Annotated in this window: 12 protein-coding genes; 5 read left to right on the forward strand and 7 right to left on the reverse strand. The window is 73.5% G+C overall.

Features of this window, described 5'->3' with window-relative positions; all coding sequences use genetic code 11:
* Positions 1-40: 40 nt before the first annotated feature.
* The 3 genes from glpK to ACF0H8_RS05225 all read right to left on the reverse strand — a co-directional run bounded on the left by glpK (position 41) and on the right by ACF0H8_RS05225 (position 4,311).
* The gene (gene glpK, locus ACF0H8_RS05215; RefSeq protein ID WP_395287921.1) at positions 41-1,564 is read right to left on the reverse strand and encodes a glycerol kinase GlpK; all 1,524 of its coding nucleotides are present in this window, start codon (positions 1,562-1,564) and stop codon (positions 41-43) included.
* A 102-nt stretch (positions 1,565-1,666) separates the two neighbouring features.
* On the reverse strand, positions 1,667-2,404 hold the full coding sequence (locus tag ACF0H8_RS05220; protein WP_395287922.1) for an MIP/aquaporin family protein: 738 nt from the start codon (positions 2,402-2,404) through the stop codon (positions 1,667-1,669).
* Between the two features lie 149 nt (positions 2,405-2,553).
* On the reverse strand, positions 2,554-4,311 hold the full coding sequence (locus ACF0H8_RS05225; RefSeq protein ID WP_395287923.1) for a glycerol-3-phosphate dehydrogenase/oxidase: 1,758 nt from the start codon (positions 4,309-4,311) through the stop codon (positions 2,554-2,556).
* Between the two features lie 194 nt (positions 4,312-4,505).
* On the opposite strand from ACF0H8_RS05225, the gene ACF0H8_RS05230 reads away from it, so the two are divergent.
* Positions 4,506-5,036, forward strand: coding sequence for an amino-acid N-acetyltransferase (locus ACF0H8_RS05230; RefSeq protein WP_395287924.1), 531 nt, complete (start codon positions 4,506-4,508; stop codon positions 5,034-5,036).
* Between the two features lie 24 nt (positions 5,037-5,060).
* On the opposite strand, the gene ACF0H8_RS05235 is transcribed toward ACF0H8_RS05230, so the two are convergent.
* Complete coding sequence (locus ACF0H8_RS05235; protein ID WP_395287925.1) at positions 5,061-5,486, reverse strand: hypothetical protein; 426 nt, start codon at positions 5,484-5,486, stop codon at positions 5,061-5,063.
* A 61-nt stretch (positions 5,487-5,547) separates the two neighbouring features.
* Positions 5,548-6,474: an A/G-specific adenine glycosylase gene (locus ACF0H8_RS05240; RefSeq protein ID WP_395287926.1), complete on the reverse strand. Its 927-nt coding sequence runs from the start codon at positions 6,472-6,474 to the stop codon at positions 5,548-5,550.
* Positions 6,475-6,536: 62 nt separating this feature from the next.
* Between ACF0H8_RS05240 and ACF0H8_RS05245 the strand changes: the two genes are divergently transcribed.
* A complete protein-coding gene (locus tag ACF0H8_RS05245; RefSeq protein WP_395287927.1) occupies positions 6,537-7,154 on the forward strand; it encodes a hypothetical protein in 618 nt (205 codons plus the stop codon).
* Positions 7,155-7,200: 46 nt separating this feature from the next.
* Here ACF0H8_RS05245 and disA read toward each other — a convergent pair whose 3' ends face one another.
* Complete coding sequence (gene disA / locus ACF0H8_RS05250; RefSeq protein ID WP_395290815.1) at positions 7,201-8,244, reverse strand: DNA integrity scanning diadenylate cyclase DisA; 1,044 nt, start codon at positions 8,242-8,244, stop codon at positions 7,201-7,203.
* 271 nt (positions 8,245-8,515) lie between these two features.
* Complete coding sequence (gene radA / locus ACF0H8_RS05255) at positions 8,516-9,931, reverse strand: DNA repair protein RadA (protein WP_395287928.1); 1,416 nt, start codon at positions 9,929-9,931, stop codon at positions 8,516-8,518.
* Between the two features lie 204 nt (positions 9,932-10,135).
* On the opposite strand from radA, the gene ACF0H8_RS05260 reads away from it, so the two are divergent.
* From ACF0H8_RS05260 to ACF0H8_RS05270, 3 genes are read left to right on the forward strand one after another with little or no spacing between them, the layout of a single operon-like run.
* Positions 10,136-11,650, forward strand: a complete 1,515-nt coding sequence (locus ACF0H8_RS05260; protein ID WP_395287929.1) for a sugar ABC transporter ATP-binding protein — start codon at positions 10,136-10,138, stop codon at positions 11,648-11,650.
* Complete coding sequence (locus tag ACF0H8_RS05265) at positions 11,647-12,657, forward strand: ABC transporter permease (protein ID WP_395287930.1); 1,011 nt, start codon at positions 11,647-11,649, stop codon at positions 12,655-12,657. The genes ACF0H8_RS05260 and ACF0H8_RS05265 overlap by 4 nt, the downstream gene beginning before the upstream one ends.
* On the forward strand, positions 12,654-13,703 hold the full coding sequence (locus ACF0H8_RS05270) for an autoinducer 2 import system permease LsrD (protein WP_395287931.1): 1,050 nt from the start codon (positions 12,654-12,656) through the stop codon (positions 13,701-13,703). Before ACF0H8_RS05265 ends, ACF0H8_RS05270 begins: the two co-directional genes overlap by 4 nt.
* Positions 13,704-13,760 lie beyond the last annotated feature (57 nt).

Consider the following 13,760-nt stretch of genomic DNA (forward strand, 5'->3'; position numbering starts at 1 on the left):
CCGAGCCGGCCGGCGGAGCGTTCCGCCGGCCGGACCACCGCTACCGCACGTCCTCGTCGACCCAGTCGAAGGTGCGGGTGACGGCCTTCTTCCACAGCCGGTAGGTGCGCTCGCGCTCCGCCTCGTCCATCTTCGGCGTCCAGCGCTTGTCCTCCGCCCAGTTGTCGATGACGTCCTGCTCGCCGGCCCAGAACCCGACGGCGATGCCGGCCGCGTAGGCCGCGCCCAGGGCGGTGGTCTCGGCGACCTGCGGCCGGACGACGTCGACGCCGAGGATGTCGGCCTGGAACTGCATGAGGGTCTCGTTGGCGATCATGCCGCCGTCGACCTTCAGCTCCGTGAGCTCGACGCCGGAGTCGGACTGCATGGCGTCCTTGACCTCCCGGGTCTGGTACGCCGTGGCCTCCAGGGCGGCGCGGGCGATGTGGCCCTTGTTGACGTAGCGGGTCAGGCCCACCAGCGCGCCGCGGGCGTCGGACTTCCAGTACGGGGCGAACAGCCCGGAGAACGCCGGGACGAAGTACGCGCCGCCGTTGTCCTCCACCGTCCTGGCCAGCTCCTCGACCTCCGGGGCGGAGGAGATCAGCCCGAGGCTGTCCCGCAGCCACTGCACCAGGGCGCCCGTGATGGCGATGGACCCCTCCAGGGCGTACACCGCGTCGTTGTCGCCGATCTTGTAGGCGACCGTGGTCAGCAGACCGGCCTTGGAGGGCACCGGCTCCGTGCCGGTGTTCAGCAGCATGAAGTTGCCGGTGCCGTAGGTGTTCTTGGCCATGCCGACCTCGAAGCACGCCTGGCCGAACGTCGCCGCCTGCTGGTCGCCCAGGATGCCGGCGATCGGCACGCCCGGCACGAAGCCGCCCTCCCGGCCGTTGCCGTAGACCTCGGAGGAGGAGCGGATCTGGGGCAGCATGGACATCGGGATGCCCATGTCCCCGGCGATGTCCTCGTCCCAGCTGAGAGTCTCCAGGTCCATGAGCATGGTCCGCGAGGCGTTGGTGACGTCGGTGGCGTGGACGCCGCCGTCGACGCCGCCGGTCATGTTCCACAGCACCCAGGCGTCGGTGTTGCCGAACAGCAGGTCGCCGCGCTCCGCCTTCTCGCGCGCGCCGTCGACGTTGTCGAGGATCCACTTGACCTTCGGGCCCGAGAAGTAGGTCGCCAGCGGCAGGCCGACCTTCTTCTTGTACCTGTCCTGGCCCTTACGGCCGCCGAGCTCGTCGACGATCTTGTCGGTGCGGGTGTCCTGCCAGACGATGGCGTTGTAGACCGGCTCGCCGGTGGTCCGGTCCCACACGACCGTGGTCTCGCGCTGGTTGGTGATGCCGACGGCGGCGATGTTGCGGTGGGTGAGGTTCGCGCGGCTCAGGGCCGTCGCCGCCACCTCGCGCACGTTCCGCCAGATCTCCGTCGGGTCGTGCTCGACCCAGCCGGCCCGCGGGAAGATCTGCTCGTGCTCCTTCTGCCCGGTCTCGACGATCTGCCCGGAGTGGTCGAAGACGATCGCGCGCGAGCTCGTGGTGCCCTGGTCGATCGCGAGGACGTACTTCTGCTCGTCAGCCATGGTGTTCCTTTCACGTCGTTGTGACGGCGGCGCCCGCGGCGCCGGCGGTGGTTTCTGGCGATGGGGCGGGACGGTGCCGGCGGGCCGGTCCCGGCGCGGCCGTCAGAGGACGGCCGCGGCGGAGAGGCCGGCGAGCACGCCACCGACGATCGGGCCGAGGATCGGGACCCAGGAGTAGCCCCAGTCGCTGGAGCCCTTGCCGCGGATGGGCAGGATCGCGTGCGCGATGCGTGGGCCCAGGTCGCGGGCCGGGTTGATGGCGTAGCCGGTGGGCCCGCCGAGGCTCAGGCCGATGCCGACGACCAGGAGGGCGACGGCGAGGGGACCCAGCTCGCTGGGGGTGTTCCCGAACATAAGGATGACGAACACCAGGACGAAGGTGCCGATGACCTCGGTGACGAAGTTCCAGCCGTAGCTGCGGATCGCCGGCCCGGTGGAGAACACCGCGAGCTTGGTGCCCGGGTCGGCCTCCTCCTGGAAGTGCTGGCGGTAGGCGGCCCAGGCGAGGACCGCGCCGAGGAAGGCGCCGACGAGCTCGCCCGCGATGTAGACGAGCACGGTGCCGAGCTCGGCGGCGACGGCGGCGATCTCCTCGGTCCCGCCGCGCAGGTCCGCCCCGTTGGCCCACAGGCCCAGGGTGACCGCGGGGTTGATGTGGGCGCCGGACCGGTACGCCACGAAGACGCCCGCGAAGACGGCGAGACCCCACCCGAACGTGATGACGATCCAGCCGCTGTTGAAGCCCTTGTTGCGCGGCAGGACCACGTTGGCCACGACGCCGCACCCCAGCAGGGTCAGCATGGCGGTGCCCATCACCTCGGAGAAGAAGATGTCCAGCATGGAGAGTTCCACTGTCCACTCACTTTCTGGTCACGTCGTTGTGCCAGGTCGCGCGCCGGGCGGCGCTGGGTCGGAAGGGGAGCACCCAGTCAAGAGCATGATGCTCGCCCCGGGGCGTTTTCGACAGGTGTATCGGCCGCGTTCCCCGGTCAGGTCCGGCTCCCAGCGCCGAGCGCCACGAGCGGCACCAGGTCCTCCGCCCGCAGCCGTACCTGCGCGGCGGCGGCGTCCGTGCCCTCGCGCTGGGCGGCGAGCACGGCCTCGGCGACCGCGCGGTAGTTCTCCTTCTCCCGGGCGGCCGTGGCGTCGTCCCAGCCCAGAAGCGGGGCGGCCACGGCGGCGATCTCGTCCAGCGCGGCGACGCCGCGGTCGGGGCTCTCGAAGTCCAGCCGGACGCGGTGGGTGAGGATGTCCTCCAGGTGCAGGGCGCCCTCGTGGGTGACGGCGAAGGCCACCTCGGCGCCCAGGTATGCCGGTGCCTGCTCGAGCGGGCGGCCCAGCGCCGGGTCGGCGTCGATCATGTCCAGCAGCACGGCGATCTCCGAGCCGTACCGGCCCAGCAGGTGCTCGACCCGCTCGGCGGTCCACCCCAGGCGGCGGGCGATCGCCCCACGCTGACGAGTGACAGCCTGCAGGCCCTCGGCGCCGACCAGCGGCGTCGTGGCGGTGACGGAGGGCAGGGCGCGGGCCCGCGCGGGCCCGAGCACGAAGTCCACCGCGTCCTTGGCCATGACGCGGTAGGTGGTGAGCTTCCCCCCGGCGATGACGGTCAGCCCGGGTGCGGCCTCCGTGACGGTGTGCTCGCGCGAGACCTTGGTGGACTTCGACTCGTCGGCGTCCTTCGTGCCCGGCTGCAGCAGCGGCCGCAGGCCGGCGTAGGTGCCGATGATGTCCTGGCGGGTGAGGTTGCCGGCCAGCACCGCGTTGGCGTGCTCGAGGATGTAGTCGATGTCCGCGGACGTGGCCACGGGGTGCTGGCGGGCCTCGTGCCAGGCGGTGTCGGTGGTCCCGATGACCCAGTACCGCTCCCACGGGATGATGAACAGCACCGACTTCTCGGTCCGCAGGAACAGTCCCGTCTGGCCCCTGATCCGGTCCTTCGGCACCACGATGTGCACGCCCTTGGAGGCGAGCACCTTCAGGCCGCCCTCGCCGCCGCCGAGCGCCTCCGTCTCCTCGGTCCACACGCCCGTGGCGTTGACGACGTGCCGGGCGGTGACGTGGCGCGTGGCGCCGGTTTCCAGGTCGGTGATCTCGGCGCCGGTCACCCGGCCCACGGCGTTCTTGCTCAGCGCCGTCACCTGGGTGCGGGAGGCCGCCAGGGCGCCGTAGCCGGCGGCGGTGCGCACGAGGTCGATCACCAGGCGGGCGTCGTCGACCCGGGCGTCGTAGAACCTGATCGCGCCGATGAGGTAGTCGTCCCGCAGGTCGGGGAAGAGGTTCTCGGCGCCCCGCTTGGTGTAGTGCCGCTGGACGGGGACGCCGGCGTGGCCGCGCGAGCCCAGCTGGGCGAGGGCGTCGTACATGCCCACGCCCACCGCCGAGTACGCCCGCTCGATCACCCGCCGCTTCAGCGGCCACAGGAACGGCTGAGCCTTGACGAGGTGCGGGGCGGTGGTCGACAGCAGGATGCCGCGTTCCTTCAGCGCCTCGGCGACGAGCTTGAAGTCGAGCTGGTAGAGGTACCGCAGCCCGCCGTGCACCAGCTTGCTCGACCACTGGGACGTGCCGCCCGCCCAGTCCTGGGCCTCGACGATCGCTGTGCGCAGCCCGCGCGTCGCGGCGTCCAGCGCGATGCCCGCGCCCGTGACGCCGCCCCCGACCACCAGGACGTCCACGCCCTCCTCGTCACTCATCGCCGCCAGCGCGGCCTCCCTCGACTCCCTTGTCAGGGCGGACCTGCTCATGTGCTTCCTCCTCGGCCGTGCGTGGCCCGCTGTCGCGGAGCAGCAGCACCAATGCTGGCCGCGGCCGCACGCCCGCGCAACGGTGGACGACCGTCGGATGGCCCCGTCACCGACCTCGTGGTCGACGAGCGCGACCGCATGGGCGGTGCTGGACCGGTCCGGGAGCCGGTCCGCCGCGTGCCAGGATCGGGGTCGTGAGCATCGCAAACACAGGCACCGTCGTCGTGCGCCAGGCCCGCCCGGCCGACGTGCGTGCGATCTTCGACCTGGTCAGGCCGTACGCCGACGCCCGGATCCTCGTGGCCAAGGAGCTGATCGACTACTTCGAGGCCGTGCAGGAGTTCGTTCTGGCGGAGCTGCGCACCGGCGAGGGGCCCACCCGGGTGGTGGGGTGCGGCGCGCTGCACGTGCTGTGGGACGACATCGCCGAGGTACGCACCCTCGCCGTCGACCCGGCGGTGCGGGGCACCGGCGCGGGCCACCGGCTGCTGGAGGCGCTCGTCGCCCGCGCCCGCGACCTGGGGCTCCGACGCCTGTTCTGCCTGACCTTCGAGGTCGACTTCTTCACCCGGCACGGCTTCCGCGTGATCGAGGGGACGCCCGTGGGCACCGACGTCTACCAGGAGATGCTGCGCTCGCACGACGACGGCGTGGCGGAGTTCCTCGACCTCGCCCGGGCGAAGCCGAACACCCTCGGGAACACGCGGATGCTCCTGGAGCTGTAGGCCGGCGGACGCGGGCCCGGCCGGTCAGCGGCGCAGCAGGTGCAGCACGACGGCGAGCTGCGCGCTGACCAGAGCGCACGCGACGACGGCGACCACCGCACCCGGCCGCAGCGCCACCCACCCCGCGCCGCCCAGGACGAGCGCCGCGGCCAGCACCCGCTCGCACGTCCCGAGCCGGGCGCGCACCGCTGTCGTGACCGCGTGGGGCTCGGCGCCGCGCAGGACCCGGCGCAGGCCGAGGCCGGCCACCGCGGCCGCCGCGAGGGCCACCGACTGTCCCGCCGCCAGCATCGTCAGCCCCGGAAGCACGGGTCCGCCCGTGCCGGTCAGCAGGGCGATGGCCAGGCCCATCGCGCCGAGGGCGAGGCACGCGCCGGCGCAGACCATCAGCGTGGTGCGCAGCGCCCGGACGGCCCGCGCCACCGCCAGGTCCTCACCGGTGCTGCTCACGGCAGGCAGGGTAGCGCGGGGCGGCATGCCGGGCGTCCGCCCGCCTCCCCGCCCGCGGCGGTCAGGGCAGCCGGTACGCGCCCGCCCGCGCGCCGTCGCCGGCGACGACGAGGCCGTCCTGGACCAGCGACGCCAGCGCCCGGGCCGGCTGGTCACGGTCCGGCAGCGCCGCGGGGGCCGCGCCGTCCGCGGCCGCGGCCAGCAGGTCCTCGCCCAGGCACCAGCCGTCGTCGGGTCGCGCGCGCAGGTGCGCCATGATCCGGCCGCGCGCCTGCCGGTCGGTGCCGTGCCAGGCCTGGGTGCGCCGGCGGGACGCGTGCTCGTCGGCCGGGCTGCCGGCCGCGCGCCACGCGCACCGCTCCCGCAGCGGGCACGCCGGGCAGCGGGGGGACCGGGCGGTGCAGACCAGTGCGCCGAGCTCCATGACGCCGACGTTCCAGCGGACGGACTCGGCGTCGTCGGCGGGCAGGTAGGTGGCGGCCCGCTCGCGCTCGGCGCGGCCGAGGGAGGGGGCCGGCAGGGCACGCCCCTCCAGCGCCCGGCCCAGCACCCGGCGGACGTTGGTGTCCAGCACGACGGCCCGCCGCCCGTGGGCGAAGGCCGCGACCGCGGCGGCGGTGTAGGGCCCGATGCCCGGCAGGGCGAGCAGCTCCTCCTCCGTGCCCGGCACCACGCCGCCGTGCTGGGCGACGATCGCCCGCGCGCAGTCCTGCAGGCGCAGCGCCCGGCGGGGGTAGCCCAGGCGGTCCCACGCCCGGAGCACGTCGGCCGGCCGGGCCCCGGCCAGGTCGCCGGGGGTGGGCCAGCGTTCGAGCCACTCCCGCCACGCCGGCTCGACGCGGACGACAGGGGTCTGCTGGAGCATGATCTCGCTGACCAGCACCGCCCACGGGGAGGTGCCCGGCCGGCGCCACGGCAGGTCACGGGCGTTGTCGGCGTACCAGGAGAGCACCGTCCGGTGCACCGGGTGGACGGAAGTGATCGTCACACCCCAGTGTGCCCCGGCGTGGGTGCGCCGGGGCGCAGCGGCCCCGTCGTACGGTCGGGGCCGTGGCAGACACCCGACGCACACCGCCCGCCGGGACCCGGCCAGCCGGGCCGGTCCGCCGCCGCCCGAGCCGGGCGACGATCATCCGCCGCCGGATCGTGGCCCTGCTGATCCTGCTCGCCGTCGCCGCGCTGGTCGTGTGGGGCGTGAGCGCCGCCGTCCGGGCGCTGGTGGGGGACCGGGAGATCGCCGTCGCAGAGGCGACGCCGACGCCGACCGGCCCCACCGACCCCGGCCCGTGCGAGCCGCGCGACCTCGAGGCGGACCTGACGCCCGCGGCCTCCGGCACGGGGCAGCCCGTGACCTTCACCCTCACGCTCACCAACGACGGCGCCGCGGCGTGCCTGACCGACGCCGGGCGCGGGTCGCTGGTCGTGACGGTGCGCTCCGGCTCGGACCGGGTGTGGTCCTCGGCCGACTGCGTGGGGGAGGCGGCGCCGCGCGAGCTCCTGCTCGACACCGGCGACTCCACCGAGACGAAGCTGACCTGGAACGGCTCGCGCTCAGCCGCCGGCTGCGCCGGCGGCCAGGGCGCCGCCCGGGAGGGCACCTACCGTGCGGAGGCCACGCTCGACGGCGCTTCCCTGCAGGGCGCCGACGCCACCTTCAGCCTGGGCTGAGCGGGCGGCCGTCCGCAGCCGCCGGCGTCAGCGCCGCGGGCGGGGTCTAGGCGAAGCGCTCGAGGATGGAGGACTCGGCCAGGCGGGAGAGCCCCTCGCGCACGGCGCGGGCGCGGTGCGGCCCGACGCCCTCCACGGCCTGGAGGTCCTCGGTGGTGGCCGAGAGCATCGCCTGGAGGTTGCCGCAGTGCGCGACGATCGCCTCGGCGGTCGAGGCGGGCAGCCGCGGGATCTTCGCCAGCACCCGGTAGCCGCGCGGGGAGAGGGCGGAGTCCAGCGCCTCGCCGTCGGGCCCGCCGACCCCGAGCGCGCGGGCGATCGTGGGCATGTCGATCAGCTCGGCCGAGGTGAGACGCGCCAGGGACTCGAGCACGTCGCGAGGGGTGGCACGCACGGCGTCACCGAGGTAGTCCCGCAGGATGAGGGTGCGGTCGGGGTCGATGCCCGTCACCAGCTCCTCGAGCTGGAGCGAGAGCAGGCGCCCGTCGGTGCCCAGCTCGATGACGTACCCGTCGATCTCGGAGGAGATCCGGGAGACCATCTCCAGCCGCTGCACGACGGTGACGACGTCGCGGACCGTGACCAGGTCCTCGATCTCGAGGGCGGAGAGGGTGCCCGAGACCTCGTCCAGGCGGGCCTTGTAGCGCTCGAGCGTGGCCAGGGCCTGGTTCGCCCGCGAGAGGATGACGTCGGAGTCTTCGATCACGTGGCGGTGCTGGTCCACGTAGAGCGCGACCGTGCGCATGGACTGGCTGACCGAGATGACCGGGTAGCCGCTCTGCTTCGCGGCCCGCTCGGCCGTGCGGTGGCGCATGCCGGACTCGGAGGTCTCGATGGCGGCGTCCGGGAGGAGCTGGGCGTTGGCCCGGCGGATGCGCCGGTTGGCGAAGTCCACGACGACCGCGCCGTCCATCTTGGCCAGCTCGCGCAGCCGCGTGGCGGAGAACTCCACGTCCAGCTCGAAGCCGCCGGAGCACATCGCCTCGACCGTCTCGTCGTAGCCGAGGACGACGATGGCGCCGGTGCGCCCGCGCAGGATGCGCTCGAGCCCGTCCCGCAGCTCCGTGCCGGGAGCGACCGCGCGCAGCATCGCCCGGAGGTTGCCGTCGGAGGGGATCTCGGGCACGAAACCTCACAGGGGTGGTCGGAGCGGTCGCGGGGGATCCCCCGCGCTCATACTAAGGGGCCCCTACAGGGGCGGAGGAGCGGACGGTCCGGGGCGCGGGCGTGTCGGCGTCACGATTCGGTCACGGCGAGCCGGGCGACGGCGCAGCAGGGGCTGCGGCACCTTGCCGACGCTCCGACCACGGCGCGCAGCGCGCAGCGCACGGCGCTCGGCTCGACGCGTCCGGCGCCCGGCGTCACGTCGCGGAGGCCCGCCAGGCCGCCGCGGCCGCCTCCTGCAGGTTGTCCACGGGGTGCACCGCAAGGCCGGGGACCTCCGTGAGGTCCGCCGCTCCCTGGTGGGGCACCAGGGCCCGGGTGAAGCCCAGCCGGGCGGCCTCCGCGAGGCGCCGCTGGACCCCGACCGTGGTGCGCACGTCCCCGGTCAGACCGACCTCGCCGACCGCGACGATGCCCGGTGCGAGCTCGTGGTTCTCGGCGGCGGAGAGCACGGCGAGCGCGACGGCGAGGTCCACCGCCGGCTCGACGGCCCGCGCCCCGCCGACGGTGGAGACGTAGACGTCCGCGGTCGCCAGCCCCAGCGCCAGGCGGGACTGCAGCACCGCCAGCGTCATGGCCACCCTCGAGGACTCCAGCCCGGACGTGGTGCGCCGCGGGGAGCTGAGCGTGGAGCGGGTGACCAGCGCCTGGACCTCGGTGGGCATCGGGCGGCGGCCCTCGAGGGAGATGGTGACGCACGTGCCCGGGACGGCGGTGCGCCGGCCGGACAGGAAGAGCCCCGACGGGTCGGGCAGCCCGGTGATGCCGGCGTCGCCCAGGTCGAAGCAGCCCACCTCGTCGGTCGGCCCGTAGCGGTTCTTCACCGCGCGGACCATGCGCAGCCGCGAGTGCCGGTCGCCCTCGAACTGGCACACGACGTCCACGAGGTGCTCGAGCACGCGCGGGCCCGCGATGGAGCCGTCCTTCGTGACGTGCCCGACGAGCAGCACCGGGATGCCCCGCGTCTTGGCGAGGTGGATCAGCGACGAGGTGACCGCTCGGACCTGGCCGACCCCGCCCGCGGAGCCGTCCACCGCCGAGTCGGCGATGGTCTGGACCGAGTCGACCACGAGCAGGGCGGGGTCCGCGTTGTCCACGTGCCCGAGCACGGTGGCCAGGTCCGTCTCCGCCGCCAGCAGCAGGTGGGGCGTGAGGGCGCCGATGCGCTCCGCCCGCAGGCGCACCTGGCTGGCCGACTCCTCCCCGGTCACGTAGAGGACCGGACGGCCCTGCCCGGACGGGCCGGCGGAGACCGCGGCCGCCTTCGCGGCGACGTCCAGCAGCAGGGTCGACTTGCCCACGCCGGGCTCGCCCGCGAGCAGCACGACGGCGCCGGGGACGATCCCGCCGCCGAGGACCCGGTCGAGCTCGCCGACGCCGGTGCTCCGGGCGCGGGCCGCCTCGACGTCGACCTCGTCGATCGGCCGGGCGGGGGAGGACGGCGCGAGCGCGGCCCGGACCCGCGTCACCGCCGGGGCGCCCGCCTCCTCGACGGTGCCCCATGCCTGGCACTCCCCGCACCGGCCCACCCACTTCGCGGTCGACCAGCCGCACTCGCTGCAGCGGAAGGCGGGCCGGGAGGGGCGGGCGACCTTGGTCGCGGTGGGGCTCATGCGGCAACGGTAGGCGGGGGCGGTGACACGGCCATGCGTCGCTCGTGGAGCCGTTCCCGGTGACGAGGCGCCGCGGATCGGCCGTGACCGGATCGTTACACATTTCTACCGCTAATTGCTTGCTTTATCCGTCCGTGCGGCCCTACGTTCTGAGCGTCTGCTCAAGCACTGATCAGATGCTCACAACGTCGTGAAGGATCCAGCGTGTCTGCAACCAGCATCGACCATGACAGGCGGCATGCGGTAGCCGTCGTCGAGGGGCTGTGGAAGTCCTACGGCGGGATCCCGGTCCTCAAGGGCGTCGACATCGACGTCCAGCCGGGGGAGATCCACGCGCTCGTCGGCGGCAACGGCGCCGGCAAGTCGACCCTGATGAAGGCGATCACCGGGGTGGTCACGCCCGACGCCGGCCGGATCCTCATCGGCGGCAACGAGGTCCGAAACCTCTCTCCCCGGGCCGCGCACGCCAACGCCGTCTACATGGTCCCGCAGGAACCACAGCTCTTCCCCAACCTGTCGGTGCTCGAGAACGTCGTGCTCTCCCTCGGTGGACGACGCGCCGGGCGCCGGCGGGTCCAGGAGGTCGTCGACTCCCTCGCCCACCCGATCGACCTGGACGCGAGGGCGGGCGAGCTGTCCATCTCCGACCAGCAGCTGGTGGAGATCGTCCGGGGCATCCTCCGTGACGCCCGGCTCCTGATCGTCGACGAGCCCACCGCGGCGCTGACGGCGCGGGAGGTGGACCAGCTCTTCGAGCGGCTGCGGTCGCTGGCGGCGTCCGGGGTGGGCATCTTCTACGTTTCCCACCGGATGTCCGAGATCTTCGCCCTGTGCCACCGCGTGACCGTGCTCAGGGACGGTGCGATGGTCCTCCAGGAGCGGACGGCGGACACCTCGGTGGACGAGCTCGTCCGCGCGATGGTCCCCGACTCGGTCGCGGAGCGGGCCGGCGGGCGGCCGAAGCCGGCCGCGCGCCCCGGCGCCGGCGCCGCGCTCGAGCTCCGGGGGCTCACCGGGCAGGGCTTCCGCGACGTCAGCCTGCTGGTGCTCCCGGGCGAGGTGCTCGGCATCGCCGGCGTCGTCGGGACGGGGCGCACGGAGCTGGCGGAAACCGTGTTCGGGCTGCGCCCGGGGACCGGGACCGTCCTGCTGGGCGGCGAGGAGTACACCGGGCGCAGCGCCCGGCGCTCCCTCGCCCGGGGCCTGTCCTACGTCCCGGAGGACCGCCACGCTCACGGCGTCTTCCTCGTCGGGACGATCGTGGACAACTGCAGCTCGACGGTGCTGGACCGAATCAGTCGTGGGGGGCTGATCCGTACGGAACTGGACCACGCGGTCACCGACCGCTTCGCACGCGACCTGGCCCTGCAGCAGGGCAGCCGGACCCGGAAGGTGGGGAACCTCTCCGGCGGCAACCAGCAGAAGGTCTCGCTCGCGAAGGCGCTCGCACCCGAGCCGAAGGTCATCATCCTCGACGAGCCCTCGCGTGGCGTCGACGTCGCCGCGCGGGCGGACCTGTACCGGCTGGTGACGCAGCTCGCCGCGGGTGGCCTCGCGGTCGTGCTCATCTCATCCGACTTCGAGGAGATCGTCGAGCTGAGCACCCGGGTGCTGGTCATGCGCGACGGCCGGGTGGCCGGTGAGCTCACCGGGCCCGAGATCACGCTCCCCGCCGTCCGTGACGGCGCCTTCGGGACGATCGAGGAGGTGGCGTCATGAGGCAGGTCCTCAAGCACCGCGAGGCCGTGACGGTCATCGGCGTGGTGATCCTGTTCGCGGCCGTTGCGGCGGTGCACCCCAGCTTCGTCTCGGGCGGCAACCTGGCACGGGTCGCCAACTCGACCGTCATCCTCGCGCTGCTCGCCGCGGGGAGCGCCGTCGTCATCATCACCCGCAACATCGACGTGTCGGTCGGCTCCACGATGGCGCTCACGGGCATCGTCGGTGCGCTGATGCTCCGCGGCGGCACGCCCATCCCGGTCGCCGTGGTGGTCGTGCTGGCGCTGGGGGCGCTGCTGGGGGCCGTCAACGGCATCGGCGTGACCTACGGGCACGTGCCATCGATCGTCATGACGCTCGGCACCCTGGCCGCATACCGCGGCATCTCCTTCCTCATCACCGGCGGCTACTCGGTCGAGAACATCCCGACCGCCTACCGTCGCGTGGGGACGCTGGAGCTGCTCGGCCTGCCGGTGCTGGTGTGGGGCGCCGTCGCCGTCCTTTTCGGGGTCGGGCTGCTCATGGGGCGCACGCGCCTGGGCCGGCACGTCTACGCGACCGGCGACAACCTCGGCGGCGCCCACCTGATCGGTGTGCGCACCAACGGCATCGTCATCTTCGCCTACGCCGCCTCAGGGCTGCTCGCGGCCGCGGCGGCGCTGGTGTTCCTGGCCCAGATCGGGTCGATCAGCAACCAGGCCGGTCAGGGCATCGAGATGCGCGCCATCGCGGCGGCCGTGATCGGCGGTGTCGCCCTCTCCGGCGGAGTCGGCACCATCGCCGGCGCAGTGGTCGGAGCCGTGTTCATCACGACCGCCACCAGCTCGCTCAGCTTCCTCGGCATCCCCGGCTTCTGGGCGGACACCGTGATCGGCGCGATCCTGCTCGTCGCGCTCTTCGCCGACGCCCGGGTTCGTGCCGCGCTCGACCGCCGCCGCCTGGCGGAGCGGTACCGCGTCCGTCAGGACCGCCGTGAACTGGTCTTCGAAGGTGAGGTGCGCCCATGAGCGCCGTCATGTCCCAGCTGCGCCGGTGGGGCCGGTGGGAGACCGCACTCGTGGCGGTCCTGGTCCTGGAGGTGCTGTTCTTCGGCGCGATGAACCCCCGGTTCCTCGACGCGGACCGCCTGCTGTTCTCCATGTCGGACTTCGTCTACCTCGGCATCGTCGCCCTTCCGCTCGCCGTGGTGATGATGACGGGCGGCATCGACATCAGCTTCGGCTCGGTCGCCTCGCTCGCGGCGATCGTCACCGGCGTCAGCTACCAGGCGGGGCTGGACATCTGGCTGGCGGTGCTGGCCGGCCTCGCCGCGGCGGCCGCCGCGGGCCTCGTCAACGGCGCCTCCATCGTCGCGACCGGTGCCCAGCCCATGGTGATCACGCTCGGGTCGCAGTTCCTGTTCGCCGGCCTGGCCCTCGGCGCCTCGGGGCTTGGGGGCGTCTCCTCCTTCGAGGGTATCTCCGGCCTGCCCGAGTCCTTCCTCTCCCTCGGCGGCGGCCGGACGTTGGGAGTGCCCAACATGCTGCTGATCTTCGCGCTCGTCGCGGTCCTCTTCGCCGTGCTGCTCGGCCGGACCACCTTCGGCCGGCAGGCGCGCCTCATCGGCGCGAACCCGCGGGCGGCCCGCTACGCCGGGTTCAGCACGAACCGGGTCCTGATCGTGAGCTACCTGCTCACCGCGCTAGGCGCCGGGATCGTCGGCCTCCTGCTCACCTCCTACGTGGGGTCGGCCCGGGCGGACATCGGTGTCGGCCTCCTCATGCCGACCCTCACGCTCGTCGTCATCGGCGGCGTGTCGATGTACGGCGGCGAGGGCACCATCGGCGGCGTCGTGATCGCGACCTTCGTCATCGGTTTCCTCCAGCAGGGACTGCGGTTCATGGGGCTCTCGGAGAACCAGGTCGCCGTGGCCACCGGGGCCGCGCTGGTGATCGTCGCCAGCGTCCGCTGGTGGACGGGCCACCTGTCGGAGTCGTGGAAGAACCAGCGGGTACGTCGCGCCGGGTCCCGCCCGGCGCGGAACGAGGAAGCAGTCCCCGCGCCCACCCCCTGAGGTGGCGGGGAACGGCACGCGGCGCACCGACGCGAGCGTGCTGCCAGCAGCGATCCG

Origin of the sequence: Georgenia sp. AZ-5, assembly GCF_043952095.1 — a bacterium.
GTDB lineage: Bacteria > Actinomycetota > Actinomycetes > Actinomycetales > Actinomycetaceae > Georgenia.

Coding starts and splice junctions, on each gene's coding strand:
- ACF0H8_RS05270 (WP_395287931.1), top strand. CDS start 12,654: ATGAGCGCCGTCATGTCCCAGCTGCGCCGGTGGGGCCGGTGGGAGACC.
- radA (WP_395287928.1), bottom strand. CDS start 9,931: ATGAGCCCCACCGCGACCAAGGTCGCCCGCCCCTCCCGGCCCGCCTTC.
- ACF0H8_RS05265 (WP_395287930.1), top strand. CDS start 11,647: ATGAGGCAGGTCCTCAAGCACCGCGAGGCCGTGACGGTCATCGGCGTG.
- glpK (WP_395287921.1), bottom strand. CDS start 1,564: ATGGCTGACGAGCAGAAGTACGTCCTCGCGATCGACCAGGGCACCACG.
- ACF0H8_RS05225 (WP_395287923.1), bottom strand. CDS start 4,311: ATGAGCAGGTCCGCCCTGACAAGGGAGTCGAGGGAGGCCGCGCTGGCG.
- ACF0H8_RS05220 (WP_395287922.1), bottom strand. CDS start 2,404: ATGCTGGACATCTTCTTCTCCGAGGTGATGGGCACCGCCATGCTGACC.
- disA (WP_395290815.1), bottom strand. CDS start 8,244: ATGCTGCGCGCGGTCGCTCCCGGCACGGAGCTGCGGGACGGGCTCGAG.